Genomic DNA, 17,349 nt, shown 5'->3' with positions numbered 1-17,349 from the left:
CCGGGCTACAATGAACAACAACACGGGAGACACGCGATGGATCGGCTCAAGGGCAAGGTTGCGATGGTGGTGGGCGCCGGCTCGATCGGGCCCGGTTGGGGCAACGGCAAGGCGACCGCGGTGACCTTTGCGCGCGAGGGCGCGCAGGTGTTTTGCGTCGACCGCAACGGTGCTGCAGCCGAGGAGACCGCGAAGATCATCACGGGTGAGGGCGGCAATGCGACTGCCTTCACCGCGGACGTCTCGCGCGCGAGCGAGATCGAGGCGATGGTGGCGGCGTGCCTGAAGGCCTATGGCCGCATCGACGTGCTCGACAACAATGTCGGCATCGCCGAGATGGGCAGCGTGGTCGAGGTCGCCGAGGAGAGCTGGGACCGCGTCTTCACTGTCAATCTCAAGAGCGCCTATCTCGCCATGAAGCACGTCGTCCCCGTGATGGTGAAGCAGGGCGGCGGCTCGATCATCAACATCTCCTCGATCGCCTCGATCCGGCATGTCGGGATTTCGTATGTCAGCTACAATGCCAGCAAGGCGGCGATGAACCAGCTGACGCGCTCCACTGCGATCGAGTTCGCGAAGAACCATGTGCGGGTGAATGCAATCCTGCCCGGCCTGATGAAGACGCCGATGGTGGAGCATTCCGCGGGTCTCGCGAATAGCTACGCCAAGGGCGACGTCGAAGCGATGTGGCGCGCCCGCGATGCGCAGGTGCCGATGGGGCACATGGGCGAGGCCTGGGACGTCGCCAATGCCGCGCTGTTCCTTGCGTCGGACGAGTCGAAATATGTGACGGGGATCGAGCTGGTCGTCGACGGCGGGATCACGTGCAAGGCGGGGGCTTAACGCGCCTCATACTCCGCTGTCGTCCCGGGGCGCGCAAAGCGCGAACCCGGGACCCATAGCCACAGGGAGCAGTCGTAGCGCGAGCTGGTAACTTCGAGTCTTCGCCAAACCACTTCCTGTGGTTATGGGTCCCGGATCGGCGCTCCGCTTCGCTGCGCTTGTCCGGGACGACAGTGGAGTGTTTGGCGACTACTGCGCCAACGCCAGAATGCCTCCGGCAAACGAATGCCACGCGGCACTCTCGCTGATCGGCCAGTTCAGCACCTTCACCGCCAGCAGCGCGAGCGTGCCGTAAATGTAGACCGGGTGCACGCGGCCATCGGCGCGCCAGTCGCGCACCATGGCGACGACGAGCAGGAGCGAGGCGACCACGGCCGGGGCGATCGTGACGGGCACCGCCGGCGGGCCGGGCGGCCCGGGAGGCGCGAGGAAAGTAATGAACCAGCGCGCGATCGCGGCATCGAGGATCGAGACCGCGGCAAGCAGCATCAGGCGCTTGTGAAGCTCGGGCTTTCGCGTGTTGATGATCGCGAGCACGAACACCACCGCGAAGAACGCGATGCCGCTCATCGGCACGATCGAGAAGCCGATGCCGGCATCCTTTTGCCCAAGTGCGGCGGCGTGCTGCATCACATGCACCGAGGCGAGGAAGCCGAAGATCGTCATCGCGGTCGCAAGCGACACGCCGGCAATCCCGAGCGCGCGGTGATTGACCACGCGGCCCGACGCCGCGAGCCAAGTCTGGATCACGAAATAGAGAGACCAGGTGAAGAACAAGAGGCCGTGAAAATGAATTACCGGGCTCGCCGAAAACGTCCGCTGTGCGAGCGGTACGAAGTAGGTCGGCGCGAAGCCGAGAAACGCGGTGGCCGCACAGGCCAGTGCCATATTAAGATAAAAATGCCGTGCAGGCGACGCATCACGCGCGCGTACACGACGGTCGTCGATCAAGGTCGTCATCTGGAATGAGTCTGGGTGGGGTGCGTTTGGTTCAACGCAGACCGCCCCTTCAACGTCGTCCCGGGGCGCGCGTAGCGCGAGCCCGGGACCCATAACCACAGGGAGCGGTTTGACGCGAAGCTGGTAACTCCGAGTCTTCGCAAAACTATTGCTGCGGCGTATGGGTCCCGAATCTGCGCTTCGCTTGTCCGGGACGACGGCGGCGTTTGCGGACCTATCCCCCCGCGCTCAATTCTGCGCGATCGAGCTCTTCCTCGATCCGGTGAAACGCGTCGTCGCCGATCACTTCGGTATCGCGAAGGCCGAGGATCGATTTGCGCGCAGCCTCGATGGCGCGGCGGCGCAGGGGATCGGCGGGCAACTCGCCGTTGGCGATGCCGCCGTGCGGATCGTCGTCGGCCTGCATCAGGATGGCGCGGTATTCGAGCCGCAGGATTTCGGCTTCCTCCGACGGATCGTCCTCGATCGCATCGAGCGCGGCGCGATAGGCGATTGCGCGGGCGCGCGCGACCTCGATACCGACGGGATCGTCGTCCTTGAGGCCGAAGGCGAGGATCAGCGGCCGCAGGGTCAGGCCCTGGATGACCAGCGAGCCCAGCACCACCGCAAAGGCGATGAAGACGATGAAGTCGCGATAGGGGAAGTTTTCCGGCAGGGCGAAGGCGGTGGCGAGCGTGACGAGACCGCGCATGCCACACCAGGAGATGATGAGGCCGCCCTTCGGCGAGGCGACCTGCTTCGGATCCTTCGGGTGATAGATGCCGTGCGCGATCAGGACGCGCAGCGTGGTGCGGTAGAACGTGATCCAGGCAAGCCGCACCAGGACCACCGTGAGCAGGATCCAGGCGGCAGCCACGCAATATTCCCAGCGCACCTCCGCGTCGAGCCGCGTCCAGATCGGCCGCATCTGCATGCCGATCAGCATGAAGGCGAGCACGTTGAGCACGAACACCATCGTCTCCCAGACCGCATAGGACGGCACCCGCAACCGCGCCGGCATGCGCGCCCCCGCCGTGCGCGCGACGGTGATGGCGTAGACGACGATGGTGAGGATGCCGGAGAGGCCGAGATGCTCGGCTGCGATCCAGACCATGAAGGTGGTGGCGAACTGCACGATGATCGCGCTCGGCGCTTCCTTTACGCGTTCCAGCAACAGCGGGATGATGCGCCCGGCCAAAAGACCGGCGAGGACGCTGCCGACCAGCCCGAGTGCAATCGTCGGCGCGACCTCGCTCCATTTCAGATGCTCCATGACGACCGCGCCGACCGCGATGCGATAGATCAGGAGCGCGCTGGCGTCGTTGAGCAGGCTCTCGCCTTCCAGGACCTTCACCATGCGATAGGGCAGCTTGACCTGGCTCAGGATCGCAACCGCGGCCGCGGCATCCGGCGGTGCCACGATGGCGCCGAGCGCGATGGCGGCGGCCCAGGGCATGTCAGGCATCAGCCGGTGCGCGACGAAGGCCACGCCGACCGTGGTCAGGCCGACCGCGGCGACCACCAGGGTCGAGACCGGAACCCAGTTGTTGCGGAGATCGCGCAGCGAGGTGTCGAAGGCGGCATCCATCAGCACCGGTGCGACAAAAAGCGCCAAGGCGAGGTCGGGTTCGAGCGTCCAGGACGGGCTGTTCGGCACGAAGGCGATCAGCGCGCCGCCGATGGCGAGAAAGGTCGGGTAGGGGACCTTGATCCGCCGCGCCAGCGCCGATAATGCAACGGCGCCGAGCAGAAGCACGATGATCCATTCGAATGTCGACACGTTGATCCCCGAAACCGATTTTGGCTGTGCCACAAGCTAGCACCAATCCGGCCGTATGATGGATAGTGCGCCCTCAAGGCAAGACCCAAGCCAAGACCCAAGCCAAGATCCAGGCCAAGATTCAAGCCAAGACTTTCCGACTGCAGCAAGCATGCGTTCTCAAAATCTCATTCGATTGTCTGGTGCGGTGGCGCTCTGTGCGCTTTCGCTCGGGGCGGCCCATGCCGCGACCGGCGGCGAGCCCGCCGCCGTCGTGCAGGTCGATGTCGCGCCGTGCCTCGCTGCTGCTGCCGCCGACGACATGGACAAGGCCGGCTCCGCCTGCGCTTCCGTCATCGACAACGAGAAGACGGCCAAGGCGGACCTGGTCAAGGCGCTGGTCGCGCGCGGCGCGCTTTATGCGCGGCATGACCAGGTCGACCGTGCGATCGCCGACGACAGCCGCGCTCTTCAGCTCGATCCGACCCTGGCCGACCTCTTCAACGCCCGCGGCGAACTCTGGCTGAAGAAGGGCGACAAGCCGAAGGCGGTGCAGGATTTCGGCGCTGCGCTGAAGATCGATCCGAACCACGAGAAGGCCAAGGCCAATCACAAGGCGATGGCGCGCGAGCTCGAGCGGATCGGCGCGCAGATGGCGGTGGCCGGCAAGCCCAGCTTCAATTGCAGGAGTGCGGCCCGGGCGGTCGAGAAGGCGATCTGCGCCAACCGCGAGCTCGCCGATCTCGATCGGGAGATTTTTGCGTCGAATGCCCGCGTGATACGGGAGGCGCGCAATCCCGCGGAAGCCAAGGCGCTTCAGCGCGCGCAGGACGAGTTCATTGCCCGCCGCAATGCCGGATTTGGCCGGCCGGGCTATGATCTGAAGAAGGCGATGCAGGAGCGGCTGCAGCGGATCAACGGGGTAGATGGGTATTGAGGTTCTTCGCCTCTCCCCGCAAGCGGGGCGAGGGAGCAGGCGGCGTTACGTCCCAACAGGGCCGAATTGAACCCATCCCTTGCCCGCCGCGACAATGGTGAAAACCTGATGTCACGGAGTCTTCCTGATGTGCGGCACGCGTTCTTCCGCGCAAATGTTCCCGTTTGCCAAAATCCCGCTTCGCGCCTTCCTGCTCAGCGCCGCGATGAGCCTTGTCCTCGCCGCCCCGGCCTCTGCTGCCGTCGATTGCGTGATGGGTAGCAAGGCTGCGCCTGCCGAACTGATCACGGCGTGCGGCGCCATCATCGACCAAACCACCAATTCGAGCTCCGACCGCGCCGCCGCGCTGCTGGTGCGCGCCGACGCCAATGCGCGAACCTCAGGCGGCCTCACGCAGGCGCTGCGGGATATCGACCGCGCCATCGCGCTGGACGGCAAGAATGCAAAGGCATGGCGCCTGCGCGGCGACCTGCTGCGCGAGGCCGGCGGCGATCTCAATCGTGCCGCGGCTGACCTCAGCAGGGCCATCGAACTCGATCCGCAGGACGCGGAAGCCTACGAGCTGCGCGGCGTCGTCTACACCAATCAGCGCCGGCTCGACCGCGCGCTCGCCGATTACGATCAGGCGATCAAGCTGAAGCCGGATGATGCGCAGGCCTGGTCCGACCGCGGCGTGAACCATTATCTCGGCGGCGACAACGAGAAGGCGATCCGTGATCTCAGCGAGGCGCTGCGGCTCGATCCGAACCGGCCGCGCACCTACACCAATCGCGGCGCGGCCTACAAGAAGCTCGGCCAGCTCGACAAGGCGGCCGCCGATGACGGCGAGGCGATCAAACTCGATCCGAAGGTCCCCGAATACTACGACAATCGTGGCCTGGTGCTGGCCGCGATGGGTGAGTACGACAAGGCGATCGCCGACTACGACCAGGCGCTGCGGCTGGCGCCGCGGCCGAACTTCTTCACCAACCGCGGCGATTCCTACCAGCTCAAGGGCGAGCTTGGCGCGGCGCTCAGCGACTACGAGGCTGCGCTCAAGATCGATCCGAATTTCGCGCAGACCTACAACAACCGCGCCGTGCTCTACAAGAAGATGGGCGAGCGCAAGAAGGCGCTGGCCGATTACGAGACGGCGCTGAAGCTCGATCCCGGCAACGAGAATGCGGCCAACGGCCGCCGCACTGTGATCGCGGAGATCGCGAAGTTCGGCGCCGAGCCGCTGCGTCCGCTCGCGGCGAATTCCGGCAACGGCCCGTCGTTCGATTGCGCCACGGCGAAGCGCGAGGTCGAGAAGGTGATCTGCGCCGATCCGCAACTCGGCGTGCTCGATCGCCAGATCGCCGAGACCTATGAGCGGGTGCTGAAGGTCACGAAAGGCCGTTCGGCCGGCGACCTCCGCAGGACCCAGCGCGATTTCCTCGCCACCCGGAATGCGAGCTTCGGCCGGCCGGGCTACGATCTGAAGAAGATCATGCAGGATCGGTTGCAGCGGCTGAATGCGATGGAGAGTTGAGAGAGCCTCTACGCGCACACTGCGTTCCCTCCCCCCTTGCGGGGGGGGGAGGGCCCGGGAGAGGGGAAGCCACAAACTCCAGACTGAGTTCGTGGCCACCCCTCTGTCCCGCTCTCCCCCGCAGGGGGGAGAGGGCCCACCTTTGCTGTGGCTCCAGCTTGCCTCGATGGCCTTTCTTCCCTCCCCCAAAAGGCCCATCCTTTTCAGCTTGAACCGCGGCCCGTTCCCGGGAAAATACCCCTCAAACAACGCCGGCACTTGATCCCTGTCATGGCGGGACGCTCGTCCTGTCGGTCAGGTCGAGGCCAGGCGAAAAGGGAACGGGAGCGCGGGAATGAACGTCAAGGGAACGAGCCTCTATCACGAGGTCCATGCGCGCTCGCTGGCTGATCCCCAGGGCTTCTGGGCCGAGGCGGCCACGGAGATCGACTGGATCGAGCCGCCGAAGACGATCTTCGATGCCTCGCAGGGCGTCTACGGCCGCTGGTTCATGGGGGGCGTCGTCAACACCTGCTACAACGCGCTCGACCGCCATGTCGAACGCGGCCGCGCCGACCAGGTCGCGCTGATCCATGATTCGCCGCTGACGGGCTCGGTCACCAAGTTCACCTATGCCGAGCTATTGGGTGAGGTGCAGGCGCTCGCCGCCATCATGCAGGATTTTGGCGTCGCCAAGGGCGATCGCGTCATCCTCTATATGCCGATGGTGCCGGAGGCCGTCGTCGCGATGCTCGCCTGCGCGCGCATCGGCGCGGTGCACTCGGTGGTGTTCGGCGGCTTTGCCGCCAAGGAACTCGCAACCCGCATCGACGACGCGCAGCCGAAGCTCATTCTCTCCGCAAGCTGCGGCATCGAGCCCGGCCGGATCGTGCAGTACAAGCCGCTGCTCGACGAGGCGATCAAGCTTGCGGGCACGAAGCCGAAGGCCTGCATCGTGCTGCAACGTTCCGAGCACATCTGCGACCTCACGCCGGGCCGCGACTACGATTGGGCGAGCCTGCGCCGCAAGGCGATGAACGACGGCAAGAAGGCCCCTTGCGTGCCTGTCGCCGCCACCGATCCGCTCTACATCCTCTACACCTCGGGCACCACAGGTATCCCCAAGGGGGTCGTGCGCGACAATGGCGGCCATCTCGTCGCGGTGAAATGGTCGATGTTCAATCTCTATGGCGTCAAGCCGGGCGAGGTCTGGTGGTGTGGCTCCGACATCGGCTGGGTGGTCGGCCACAGCTACATCATCTATGGCCCGCTGCTGCATGGTGCGACGTCGATCATGTACGAGGGCAAGCCAATCGGCACACCCGATGCCGGCGCGTTCTGGCGCGTCATCAGCGAGCACAAGGCGGTCGCCTTCTTCACCGCACCGACGGCGTTCCGCGCGATCCGCAAGGAGGATCCGGAAGGCAAGTTCATCCGGCAATACGACCTGTCGCAATTCCGCACGCTGTTCCTCGCCGGCGAGCGTGCCGATCCGCCGACGGTGGAATGGGCGGAGCAGCAGTTGAAGGTGCCGGTGATCGACCATTGGTGGCAGACCGAGACGGGCTGGTGCATCGCCGGCAACCCGGTCGGTCTCGGCATGCTGCCGGTGAAGCATGGCTCGCCGACGGTGCCGATGCCGGGCTACCAGGTCGACGTCGTCGACGAAGCCGCAAAGCCCGTCGGCCCCAACACCATGGGCTCGATCGTCATCAAGCTGCCGATGCCGCCGGGTTGCCTGCCGACGCTGTGGAATCAGGATGCGCGCTTCAAGGACGCCTATCTCACTGAATTCCCCGGCTACTACAAAACCTCGGACGCCGGCTACAAGGATGAGGACGGCTATGTCTTCGTCATGGGCCGCACTGACGACATCATCAACGTCGCCGGCCACAGGCTCTCCACCGGCGGCATGGAGGAGATTCTGGCCTCGCATCCGGATGTCGCCGAATGTGCCGTGCTCGGCGTCAAGGATGCGATCAAGGGCGAGGTGCCCTGCGGCTTCCTGGTGCTCAAGGCCGGCGTGAAGCGGCCGCCGGCAGAAATAGAGAAAGAGATCGTCGCGCTGGTGCGCGACAGGCTCGGCCCCGTCGCCGCCTTCAAGCTCGCCATCACCGTCGGCCGCCTGCCGAAGACGCGCTCGGGGAAGATCCTGCGCGGTACCATCAAGAAGATCGCCGATGGCGCAGCCTGGACCATGCCGGCCACGATCGAGGATCCCAAGGTGCTGGACGAGATCGGCGAGGCGCTGAAGGGCAGGGTGTGAGGCGCGACGGCCTTTGAACGCGTTCTGCTGTCATCGCCCGCGCATGCGGGCGATCCAGTACTCCGCGGCCGTAATTGTGTGACCCAATGACCGCCGCGGAGTACTGGATGCCCCGCCTGCCGCCTACGCTAAAGCTTCGGCGCCCCTGGATCTCAACCCCGGCGAAGCCTTGGCGTAGCCGGGTCGCGGGGCATGACCGCAATGGGAAACCGGGCCTTGCCGACTTACAATCTCCTCATTCCGGGCTAAACAGGGCCGGCCAACAGGGGACCTCGTATGCCACTCGCCACCGCGCCGCGCCTGCTTGTCGCCGTGCTGCTCGCCGTCGCTCTCTCCGCCTGCTCCGCGCGCTACCAGACGCCGGTGGCGGTGGGCGGTGACGATGACGACGCGGTCTGTCAGAGTCGCGGCTATGCGCAGGGCTCGCCCGAATACGTGGCCTGCCGCAAGGACCGCGACGTCCAGCGCAACGCTGCCACCGCCCGGTCCGACCGCCGTCAGCGCGATCTCGGCGAGTACATGCTGAACCATCCCGAGCGGCCGTAGGCCGCCCCGCTCAACGGAGGCCGTTATGAACGAGGACCAGTTCAACACCAGCCTGCGTAAATTCCTGAAGCAAGTCGGCGTCACCTCGCAGCGTGAGATCGAGAAGGCCGTGCGCGACGCCATCGCGGCGGGCCGGATCAAGGGCCATGAGAAGCTCAACGCGAAGATGGTGCTGACGATCGACAGCGTCGGACTCGTCCACGAGGTCAACAACACGATCGAGCTGGGCTGATTTGCCGTTTGCGTGAATCGCACGTTGACGGCTCCCGTGCCGACCGCCGCCAGCGTACACTGAGCCATCCGGAGCGGCCGTAAGCTGTGCATCGCTTTCCGCTTGATCCGTCATTGCGAGCGCAGCGAAGCAATCCAGAACTGCATCGGCGGATGCGATCCTGGATTGCTTTGTCGCAAGTGCTCCTCGCAATGACGACGCGGAGGCAGTGGAGCGGCGAGGCACTCTCTTCCTCGTCTCCGGAAAACAAGAACGCGGCGGGTTTTCCGCCGCGTTTGCATTCGATAGCAACGGAGAGCGGAGCCTTACTCCTCCTCCTCGTCCTGCTTCTTGCCGCCGAGCGTCTTCAGCTTGGCGAACACGGCGTCGACGTTGAGGTCGTCGCTGGAGCGCTCGGCCGGCTCGAACTCGTCCTTCTTGGTGGTCTCGGAAGCCGGCAGCAGGGTCGCGCCGCCATAGGCTGCGTCGATCGGCTTTTCCTTCGCGGCGCGCGCCACTTCGAAATCGAGCTCGATCTGCGAGCAAAGGCCAAGGGTCACCGGGTCGATCGGGGTCAGCTGGGAGGTGTTCCAGTGGGTGCGGTCACGAACGCTGGCGATGGTGCTCTTGGTGGTGCCGACCAAGCGCATGATCTGGGCGTCCTTGAGCTCCGGATGGCTGCGCAGCAGCCAGAGGATGGCGCTCGGGCGCTCATGGCGGCGGGAGACCGGAGTGTAGCGCGGGCCCTTGCGCTTGGGCTGGGGCGGCAGCACGACCTTGCTCTCCTGAAGGCGGAGCCGGTAGTCCGGGTTCCTCTCGCCCTTCTCGATCTCCTCGCGGGTCAGCTGGCCGTTGGAGAGGGGATCCATGCCCTTGATGCCCTGGGCAGCGTCGCCGTCGGCGATCGCGCGCACCTCGAGGGGATGCATCTTGGTGAAATCGGCGACCTGGTCGAAGGTCAGCGCGGTGTTGTCGAGCAGCCAGACGGCGGTCGCCTTGGGCATCAGAGGTGCGTTGCTCATGGCAAATCTCCTTTGTGCTTCGCCCACCCCTCTGGAGGCGAAACCGGTGGTCATCAGCGATGACAGGGAATTCGCGCTATATAAGCCCGGAGGGGCTAGCCACGCAATGGTTCTGCTATAGATAGTGCCTTGACAGCGCCCGAAAGGGGGCCCAATTCCCTTGGAAGCGCCTGTAAAGTCCTAGCAGACCCATTAAAGCTCAATTCCATCCATTGACCGCCCCCGCCAGAAGGCGAAACGGGTGATTCGGTCCCGAGATCGCTCAATGTCAGCCAAACCAGACCTCAAGATCGTGCTTTGTTCTCCCCGTGGCTTCTGCGCCGGGGTGGTCCGGGCGATCGACACCGTGGAGCGGGCGCTCGATAAATACGGCGCCCCCGTCTATGTTCGCCATGAGATTGTGCACAACAAATACGTCGTCGACGGGTTGAAGAAGAAGGGCGCGATCTTCGTCGAAGAGCTCGCCGAAATCCCGGAAAACACCACCGCGCCGGTGGTGTTCTCGGCCCATGGCGTGCCGAAATCGGTCCCGGCCGACGCCACGTCCCGCAATTTGTTCTCGCTGGATGCGACCTGCCCGCTGGTAACCAAGGTGCACCGCGAGGCCGCGATCCACTTCAAGCGCGGCCGCGAGATCTTCCTGATCGGCCACTCCCACCACCCTGAAGTGGTCGGCACGCTCGGCCAGCTTCCGGTTGGCGCCGTGACCCTGATCGAGACCGCCGAGGACGCCAAGACAATCGTCCCGAAGAACCCCGACAACATCGCCTTCGTGACCCAGACCACGCTGTCGATCGACGACACCGCCGAGATCGTGGCGCTGCTCAAGGAGCGCTTCCCGAACATCAACGGCCCGCACAAGGAAGACATCTGCTACGCCACCACCAACCGCCAGCTCGCGGTGAAGAAGGTGGCGCCGGTGGTCGACGCGCTCATCGTTGTCGGCGCCCCCAATTCGTCGAACTCGCAGCGCCTGCGCGAGGTCGCCGAGCGCGAGGGCTGCGGGATCGCCGTGCTGGCGCAGCGCGCCGCCGACATCGACTGGGACAAGTTCGGCAACATCAAGAGCCTCGGCATCACCGCGGGCGCGTCGGCGCCGGAAGTGATCGTCGAGGAGATCATGGACGCCTTCGCCGAGCGCTACACGCTGCATGTGGAGACGGTCTCTGCCGCGGAAGAGAACGAGTTCTTCCCGCTGCCGCGCCAGGTGCGCCCCGAAGCCGCCGCCGAGTAGACCTTTATGGCGGTCTACACCGACGTTGCCGCCGACGAGCTTGCGGATTTCCTGAAGCAATACGATCTCGGCGAGTTGCTCTCCTACAAGGGCATCGCCGAGGGCGTCGAAAACACCAACTTCCTGCTGCACACCAGCAAGGGATCGTTCATCCTCACGCTCTATGAGAAGCGCGTGGCGAAGAACGACCTGCCGTTCTTCCTCGCGCTGATGACGCATCTCGCCGAGCACGGCGTCACCTGCCCGCTGCCGGTGAAGGCCGGGGACGGTGAGGCGCTGCGCGAGCTGTCGGGCCGGCCGGCCGCGATCATCACCTTTCTCGAAGGCGTCTGGCCGCGCAAGCCGAACGTGGCCCATTGCGCCGGCGTCGGCGAGGGGCTGGCCAGGATGCATCTGGCCGGCGCCAATTTCGCGGTCAAGCGTGGCAATGCGCTGTCGGTCTCCGGCTGGCGGCCGCTGTTCGACGCGGCGGCAAGCCGCGCCGACGAGGTCCAGCCGGGCCTGCGTGCGTTCCTCGCCGCCGAGCTCGACTATCTCTCGAGCGGGGTCTGGCCGACTGATCTGCCTGAAGGCGTGATCCACGCCGATCTCTTCAACGACAACGTCTTCTTCCTCGGCGACAAGCTCTCCGGCATCATCGACTTCACCTTCGCCTGCAACGACATGCTGGCCTATGACGTCGCGATCTGCCTGAATGCCTGGTGTTTCGAGCCGGACCATTCGTTCAACGTCACCAAGGCGCGCGCCTTCCTCAATGCCTATGGCCGTGTGCGAAAACTCTCCGAGGCGGAAGAAGCCGCGCTGCCGCTGCTCGCGCGCGGCGCCGCGATCCGCTTCCTGCTGACGCGGCTGGTCGACTGGCTCAACGTGCCCGAGGGCGCGCTGGTCAAGCCGAAGGACCCGCTGGAATATTTTCGCAAGCTGCGCTTCCACCAGAGCGTTTCCAGCGTGCGCGACTACGGGCTGATGCCGTCAGGACTGGTCGCGTGAGCGAGCTTCCCATCGTCACGATCTATACCGACGGCGCCTGCTCGGGAAATCCCGGGCCCGGCGGCTGGGGCGCGATCCTGAAGTTCGGCGACAAGGAAAAAGAGCTGAACGGCGGCGAGCGCCACACCACCAACAACCAGATGGAATTGATGGCCGCGATCTCCGCGCTCGAAGCGCTGAAGAAGCCGTGCACCGTCGATCTCTATACCGACAGCCAGTATGTGCGGCAGGGCATCACCGGGTGGATCCACGGCTGGAAGCGCAACGGCTGGCGCACCGCCGACAAGAAGCCGGTGAAGAATGTCGAGCTATGGCAGCGGCTCGATGCGGCGCTGAAGCAGCACGAGGTCCGCTGGCACTGGGTCAAGGGCCACGCCGGGCACCCGGAGAACGAGCGCGCGGACCAGCTCGCGCGGGACGGGATCGTGAAGGCGCGGTTGCAGCAGCGGGTGGGGGAGTAGGGCGCTCGCTCTCGCCACACGTCATGGCCGGGCTTGACCCGGCCATCCACGCCTTCCCGCGAGTGACCAAGAACGTGGATGCCCGGGAACAAGCCCGGGCATGACGTCATTCTTGGATACGGGCGCGTTTGAGCGCTTACAGCTGCCCCAGCAGCGTATCGCCGCCGGAGACCTCGACCTTGCCGGGCATCGCTTCGAGGTTCAGCTTCTTCACCACGCCGTCCTCGACCAGCATCGAATAGCGCTTGGAGCGGATGCCGAGGCCGTTGCCGGAGGCGTCCAGCTCCATGCCGATCGCCTTGGCGAAGTCGGCATTGCCGTCAGCGAGGAAGATGGCCTCGTCGCGCTGGTCGGTATCGCGCTTCCAGGCGTTCATCACGAAAGCGTCGTTGACCGAGACGATGGCGATGGTGTCGACGCCCTTGTCCTTCATAGCATAGGCGTTGAGGAAGATGCTCGGCAGATGCATCTTGTGGCAGGTGCCGGTGTAGGCGCCGGGCACTGCGAACAGCGCCACCTTCTTGCCCTTGAAGATGTCGTCGGTGGTCTTCACCTGCGGACCCTCGGCCGTCATCACGCGGAATTTCGCCTCGGGCAGCTTGTCGCCAGTCTGGATCGCCATCGTCAGTCTCCCTGAAAATCGGTCCCGCTTTTTAGACCGTGCGGCGGCGCTGCACAACATTGGCGGCGAGGGTCGCGGTCCTTCACCGTTATGTCATCAGCCGGCAAAACCGCCGGCGTCGAGGAAGGCCTGTTCTTCCTCAGTGGTGGCGCGGTCGAGCAGGCGGTTGCGGTGGGGAAAGCGGCCGAACCGCTGGATGATGTCCGCGTGCTCCCGCGCGTATTTCAGGTTCTCGGCATTGTCGGTGTTCTGAAACAGCGCGACGCAATGCAACTGGTCGGGCAGGTGCTCGGAATGCATGAAGGGCAAATAGAGGAATTCGAGCAGGACGGGATCGATCCTGCGATCGACGCCCCGCGCGATTGCGCGGCGGGCGACGTCGCGCGCCAGCGCGTCGCTGGCAAAGGCTTCCGGCGTGCCGCGAAACATGTTGCGGGGAAACTGGTCGAGCGCGATGACGAGCGCGAGCGCGCCCTCGTCGCTTTCTTCCCAGGAGGCCAGCTCGCCGGCGGTCGCCCGCTTCCATAGCGGAAGAAAGCGACGCCTGACCTCCGCGTCGAAAGCGTCGCTGGGCTTGTACCAGCGCTCGCGGCCGGCCTCGCGCCAGAAGGCGAGAATGCCTGATGGCGTGATGTCGCCGACGTCAGTCATGAACCCAAGGCGCGGCCTACGCCGCCTCCGCCTTCTTCTCGTCGCGGAGCTGCCGGCGCAGGATCTTGCCGACATTGGTCTTCGGCAGGTCGGTGCGGAATTCGATGTGCTTGGGCACCTTGTAGCCAGTGAGCTGCTCCTGGCAGAACTTGATCACGGCTTCCGCGGTGAGGTTGGGATCCTTCTTCACCACGAACGCCTTCACCGCCTCGCCCGACTTGGAATCGGGGATGCCGATCACGGCGCATTCGAGCACGCCCGGATTGCTGGCGATCACTTCCTCGATCTCGTTCGGATAGACGTTGAAGCCCGAGACCAGGATCATGTCCTTCTTGCGGTCGACGATCTTGGTGTAGCCCTTCTCGTCCATCACGCCGATGTCGCCGGTGCGGAAATAGCCGTCGGCGGTCATCACCTTGGCGGTCTCTTCCGGCCTGTTCCAGTAGCCCGACATCACCTGCGGGCCCTTGGCGCAGATCTCGCCGGGCTGGCCGAGCGGGACTTCGTTGCCGTCGTCATCGCGGATCGAGATCCAAGTCGAAGGCACGGGGATGCCGATCGATCCCGAGAACTCGGTCGTGGTCGCGGGATTGCAGGTCAGCGTCGGTGAGGTCTCCGACAGGCCGTAGCCTTCGGCGATGAAGCAGCCCGTCACCGCTTTCCACTGCTCGGCGACGGGGCGCTGCACCGCCATGCCGCCGCCGTTCGAGATCTTCAGCTTGGAGAAGTCGAGCTTCTTGAAGTCGGGATGGTGCATCAACCCGTTGTAGAGCGTGTTCACGGCCGGGAAGCTGTTGACCTGGTACTTCGCCAGCTCCTTGACGAAGCCCGCGATGTCGCGCGGATTGGGGATCAGCAGATTGCAGCCGCCGGCGCGCACCGCGAGCAGGTAGCAGGCCGTCAGCGCGAAGATGTGATAGAGCGGCAGCGCGCAGACGATCATGAGCTGATCGACATGCGGCGGCGCGGCGAGTGCCGGCTGGAGCCAGGCGTCGTTCTGCAGGACGTTGGCGACGATGTTGCGGTGGAGCAGGGTGGCGCCCTTGGAGACGCCGGTGGTGCCGCCGGTATATTGCAGGAAGGCGACGTCGCCCGGCGACAGCTTCGGCTTGTTGAACGTCAGGCCGCGGCCTCCCGATACCGCGTCGTTGAAGGACACCGCGCCCGGCAGCGACCAGGCCGGCACCATCTTCTTGACGCGGCGGACGACGAGATTGACGATCACGCCCTTGAAGCCGAGCAGGTCGCCCATGCTGCCGACGATGACATGCTTGACTTGCGTCTTCGCGATCACCTGCTCGACCGTGTGGGCAAAATTCTCCAGCACGATGATGGCTTCGGCGCCGGAATCCTTGAGCTGATGCTCGAGCTCGCGCGGCGTGTAGAGCGGGTTGACGTTGACCACCGCGAAACCGGCGCGCAGCACGGCCGCGGTGGCGACCGGATATTGCAGCACGTTCGGCATCATGATCGCGACGCGAGCGCCACGTTGCAGGCCGCGGCCCTGCAAATAGGCGGCGAGCGCCAGCGACATCTGGTCGAGGTCGCGATAGCTGATCGCCTTGTCCATGCAGATGAACGCCTTGCGGTCGGCGAACTTGGCGAAGCTCTCCTCCAGCAGGTCGACCAGCGATGCGTATTGGGTCGGCTCGATATCAGCAGGCACGCCGGGCGGATATTGCTTGAGCCAGATGCGCTCCATGGAAAACTCCCCTCAATTTACCAGAGCCCGTTGTGTCTCGGGCTTGCCTCATTGCGGCCAGTATCGAGCCTGCCGGAACTGGTGGCAAGCCGGTCGAGGCTTAGGACAAAGGTCCGGGAGTGGCTACTGGAATTGTCGCAAGCCGCTCTGCCGCAGTGCGAAGCGCGGGCGCGGCTTGCGATGGGTGCCGTTAACTGTTGTTGGCCGGCTTGGCAGCGGGCTTGGTCGCGGCCTTGGGCTTGGCGGGCTTGGCCGCCTGATCGCCGCTTGCCGCAGGCTTCTCGGCGGGTTTCGCCGCCGCATCGTGCTTGGCCGCGGCATGCTTGGTCCCGGCCGGCTTCGCAGCGCTCTTGGTTTCGCTCTTGGCGTCAGGCTTGGCGGCACCCGGCTTTGCCGCCGCCGTCTTGGCATCCTTCGGCTTGTCGGCTGGCTTGTCGGTCGCGTCGGGCTTCCTGGCGACGCGCGACTTCTTGCCACGCGGCTTTGGCGTGGCCTGTTGGTCGGCATCGGCCGCGACCGCCGCGATCAGGGCGGTGCCGGTGCGGGTCGGGCCGGTATAGACCAGCACGGGCTCGGCCGCAGCGGGGGCGGACGCCATCAACTCGGAGGCCTTCATCAGGGGCGCCTGAAGGCCCGCGGTGAAGAAGGTGACCTGGGCTTCGCCGCCGGTGGCGGAGGCCGATCCGGAGGTGCCGCCATTGGCGGCGATCAGCGCGTCGTCATCGTCGCTGGCCGGCCGCTTGCGATGACCACCGCACATGTCCTCGCGCAGGTTCGGCGGCGAGGCGTCGACCGGCACCAGCCTGTCGACGGTGCCGAGCGAGGGGCGGAGCCAGGTGAGATTGTCCTGACTGAAGCCGCGCTCGAGCAGCTGCGCCGCCTTCACCGCACGCGCAGTGCCGGAGTTGGCGCCGAGTACGACGGCGATCAGCCGGCGGCCGTTGCGCGTGGCCGACGCCACGAGATTGTAGCCGGAGGCGCAGATGAAGCCGGTCTTGAAACCGTCGGCCCCGGGGTAGCGGCCGATCAGCTTGTTGAAATTGCCGGTGACGCGCTTGCCGAAGCGGATCGCCGGGATGTGCACGAAGTATTCGTATTCCGGCAGGTCGCGCAGGAACGAGCGCGCGAGAATGCCGAGGTCGCGCGCGGACGTGATCTGGCCGTCGGCGGGCAGACCGTTCGGATTGACGTAGCTCGTCTGCGTCATGCCGAGCTTCTGCGCGGTGTCGTTCATCATCGCCGAGAAGCCGTCGATCGAGCCGCCGACGCCTTCGGCGAGCACCACGGCCATGTCGTTCGCCGACTTCACCATCATCATCTTCAACGCGTTGTCGACGGTGAGCTGCGTTCCCGGACGGAACCCCATCTTCGACGGCGATTGCGAAGCCGCCGTCGGCGACACCGTGAGCAGCGTGTCGAGCGTGAGCCGGCCGTCCTTCACCGCCCTCAGCGTCACATAGGCCGTCATGATCTTGGTGACGGAGGCCGGATACCACGGGATGGTCGCGTTCTCCGCCTGCAGCACCTTGCCGCTGTCGGCTTCGATCAGCAGCAGTGCTTCGGCGCCCGCCGTGCGCGGCGCAAGCAGCAGCGCGGATGCGAGGGCCGCAGCGAACAGGTTGAACAGGGACTTGCGAAGCAGCGGGCGAAGGGCGTGCACTATCCGATTCCGGT

At 65.3% G+C, this 17,349-nt stretch carries 16 protein-coding genes; 9 read left to right on the top strand and 7 right to left on the bottom strand.

The window, feature by feature from the left end; translation table 11 throughout:
* Nucleotides 1–36 precede the first annotated feature (36 nt).
* Nucleotides 37–843 carry an SDR family NAD(P)-dependent oxidoreductase gene (locus tag ACKWRH_RS42770; protein WP_063985858.1) on the top strand — a complete coding sequence of 269 codons (807 nt, stop codon included), beginning with the start codon at nt 37–39 and terminating at the stop codon, nt 841–843.
* 189 nt (nt 844–1,032) lie between these two features.
* Here the strand turns inward: ACKWRH_RS42770 and ACKWRH_RS42765 are convergent, their stop codons facing one another.
* Both ACKWRH_RS42765 and ACKWRH_RS42760 read right to left on the bottom strand, forming a co-directional pair.
* The gene (locus ACKWRH_RS42765; protein ID WP_445218445.1) at nt 1,033–1,803 is read right to left on the bottom strand and encodes a hypothetical protein; all 771 of its coding nucleotides are present in this window, start codon (nt 1,801–1,803) and stop codon (nt 1,033–1,035) included.
* Nucleotides 1,804–2,017: 214 nt separating this feature from the next.
* Nucleotides 2,018–3,595 (bottom strand): cation:proton antiporter, encoded by a 1,578-nt coding sequence (locus tag ACKWRH_RS42760; RefSeq protein WP_445218444.1) that lies wholly within the window; start codon nt 3,593–3,595, stop codon nt 2,018–2,020.
* Between the two features lie 118 nt (nt 3,596–3,713).
* Here ACKWRH_RS42760 and ACKWRH_RS42755 point away from each other — a divergent pair, with 118 nt between their 5' ends.
* From ACKWRH_RS42755 to ACKWRH_RS42735, 5 genes are all read left to right on the top strand, one after another.
* Nucleotides 3,714–4,478, top strand: a complete 765-nt coding sequence (locus tag ACKWRH_RS42755; protein WP_445218443.1) for a tetratricopeptide repeat protein — start codon at nt 3,714–3,716, stop codon at nt 4,476–4,478.
* 127 nt (nt 4,479–4,605) lie between these two features.
* Complete coding sequence (locus ACKWRH_RS42750; protein WP_445218442.1) at nt 4,606–5,991, top strand: tetratricopeptide repeat protein; 1,386 nt, start codon at nt 4,606–4,608, stop codon at nt 5,989–5,991.
* A 334-nt stretch (nt 5,992–6,325) separates the two neighbouring features.
* Nucleotides 6,326–8,236, top strand: a complete 1,911-nt coding sequence (locus ACKWRH_RS42745; RefSeq protein ID WP_445218441.1) for a propionyl-CoA synthetase — start codon at nt 6,326–6,328, stop codon at nt 8,234–8,236.
* Between the two features lie 276 nt (nt 8,237–8,512).
* On the top strand, nt 8,513–8,782 hold the full coding sequence (locus tag ACKWRH_RS42740; protein WP_354121469.1) for a hypothetical protein: 270 nt from the start codon (nt 8,513–8,515) through the stop codon (nt 8,780–8,782).
* Between the two features lie 25 nt (nt 8,783–8,807).
* Nucleotides 8,808–9,014 carry a DUF6494 family protein gene (locus ACKWRH_RS42735; RefSeq protein ID WP_100232227.1) on the top strand — a complete coding sequence of 69 codons (207 nt, stop codon included), beginning with the start codon at nt 8,808–8,810 and terminating at the stop codon, nt 9,012–9,014.
* A gap of 305 nt (nt 9,015–9,319) precedes the next feature.
* Here the strand turns inward: ACKWRH_RS42735 and ACKWRH_RS42730 are convergent, their stop codons facing one another.
* The gene (locus ACKWRH_RS42730) at nt 9,320–10,015 is read right to left on the bottom strand and encodes a DUF1013 domain-containing protein (protein ID WP_445218440.1); all 696 of its coding nucleotides are present in this window, start codon (nt 10,013–10,015) and stop codon (nt 9,320–9,322) included.
* Between the two features lie 265 nt (nt 10,016–10,280).
* Here ACKWRH_RS42730 and ispH point away from each other — a divergent pair, with 265 nt between their 5' ends.
* The 3 genes from ispH to rnhA are packed head-to-tail and all read left to right on the top strand — an operon-like array spanning nt 10,281 to nt 12,700.
* Nucleotides 10,281–11,249: a 4-hydroxy-3-methylbut-2-enyl diphosphate reductase gene (gene ispH, locus ACKWRH_RS42725; RefSeq protein WP_445218439.1), complete on the top strand. Its 969-nt coding sequence runs from the start codon at nt 10,281–10,283 to the stop codon at nt 11,247–11,249.
* A gap of 6 nt (nt 11,250–11,255) precedes the next feature.
* On the top strand, nt 11,256–12,239 hold the full coding sequence (locus tag ACKWRH_RS42720) for a homoserine kinase (RefSeq protein WP_445218438.1): 984 nt from the start codon (nt 11,256–11,258) through the stop codon (nt 12,237–12,239).
* Nucleotides 12,236–12,700, top strand: coding sequence for a ribonuclease HI (gene rnhA / locus ACKWRH_RS42715; RefSeq protein WP_014491534.1), 465 nt, complete (start codon nt 12,236–12,238; stop codon nt 12,698–12,700). The genes ACKWRH_RS42720 and rnhA overlap by 4 nt, the downstream gene beginning before the upstream one ends.
* Before the next feature lie 136 nt (nt 12,701–12,836).
* On the opposite strand, the gene ACKWRH_RS42710 is transcribed toward rnhA, so the two are convergent.
* The 4 genes from ACKWRH_RS42710 to ACKWRH_RS42695 form a co-directional block, all read right to left on the bottom strand.
* On the bottom strand, nt 12,837–13,322 hold the full coding sequence (locus ACKWRH_RS42710; RefSeq protein WP_007597501.1) for a peroxiredoxin: 486 nt from the start codon (nt 13,320–13,322) through the stop codon (nt 12,837–12,839).
* A gap of 96 nt (nt 13,323–13,418) precedes the next feature.
* On the bottom strand, nt 13,419–13,973 hold the full coding sequence (locus ACKWRH_RS42705) for a DUF924 family protein (protein WP_445218437.1): 555 nt from the start codon (nt 13,971–13,973) through the stop codon (nt 13,419–13,421).
* 16 nt (nt 13,974–13,989) lie between these two features.
* Nucleotides 13,990–15,675: a long-chain fatty acid--CoA ligase gene (locus ACKWRH_RS42700; RefSeq protein ID WP_445218436.1), complete on the bottom strand. Its 1,686-nt coding sequence runs from the start codon at nt 15,673–15,675 to the stop codon at nt 13,990–13,992.
* A 190-nt stretch (nt 15,676–15,865) separates the two neighbouring features.
* Entirely contained in the window at nt 15,866–17,335 is a 1,470-nt protein-coding gene (locus ACKWRH_RS42695; protein WP_445218435.1) for a D-alanyl-D-alanine carboxypeptidase family protein, read from the bottom strand.
* Nucleotides 17,336–17,349 lie beyond the last annotated feature (14 nt).

The organism is Bradyrhizobium sp. Pa8, assembly GCF_052588265.1.
Note: the sequence above shows the minus strand (reverse complement) of the source record. Positions and strands in the feature narration are given on the sequence as shown.

Bases quoted from the DNA above. Each gene is read 5' to 3' on its own strand.
- ACKWRH_RS42770 (WP_063985858.1), top strand. From the start codon at position 37: ATGGATCGGCTCAAGGGCAAGGTTGCGATGGTGGTGGGCGCCGGCTCG.
- ACKWRH_RS42765 (WP_445218445.1), bottom strand. From the start codon at position 1,803: ATGACGACCTTGATCGACGACCGTCGTGTACGCGCGCGTGATGCGTCG.
- ACKWRH_RS42755 (WP_445218443.1), top strand. From the start codon at position 3,714: ATGCGTTCTCAAAATCTCATTCGATTGTCTGGTGCGGTGGCGCTCTGT.
- ACKWRH_RS42750 (WP_445218442.1), top strand. From the start codon at position 4,606: ATGTGCGGCACGCGTTCTTCCGCGCAAATGTTCCCGTTTGCCAAAATC.
- ACKWRH_RS42745 (WP_445218441.1), top strand. From the start codon at position 6,326: ATGAACGTCAAGGGAACGAGCCTCTATCACGAGGTCCATGCGCGCTCG.
- ACKWRH_RS42740 (WP_354121469.1), top strand. From the start codon at position 8,513: ATGCCACTCGCCACCGCGCCGCGCCTGCTTGTCGCCGTGCTGCTCGCC.
- ACKWRH_RS42735 (WP_100232227.1), top strand. From the start codon at position 8,808: ATGAACGAGGACCAGTTCAACACCAGCCTGCGTAAATTCCTGAAGCAA.
- ACKWRH_RS42730 (WP_445218440.1), bottom strand. From the start codon at position 10,015: ATGAGCAACGCACCTCTGATGCCCAAGGCGACCGCCGTCTGGCTGCTC.
- ispH (WP_445218439.1), top strand. From the start codon at position 10,281: ATGTCAGCCAAACCAGACCTCAAGATCGTGCTTTGTTCTCCCCGTGGC.
- ACKWRH_RS42720 (WP_445218438.1), top strand. From the start codon at position 11,256: ATGGCGGTCTACACCGACGTTGCCGCCGACGAGCTTGCGGATTTCCTG.
- ACKWRH_RS42710 (WP_007597501.1), bottom strand. From the start codon at position 13,322: ATGGCGATCCAGACTGGCGACAAGCTGCCCGAGGCGAAATTCCGCGTG.
- ACKWRH_RS42705 (WP_445218437.1), bottom strand. From the start codon at position 13,973: ATGACTGACGTCGGCGACATCACGCCATCAGGCATTCTCGCCTTCTGG.
- ACKWRH_RS42700 (WP_445218436.1), bottom strand. From the start codon at position 15,675: ATGGAGCGCATCTGGCTCAAGCAATATCCGCCCGGCGTGCCTGCTGAT.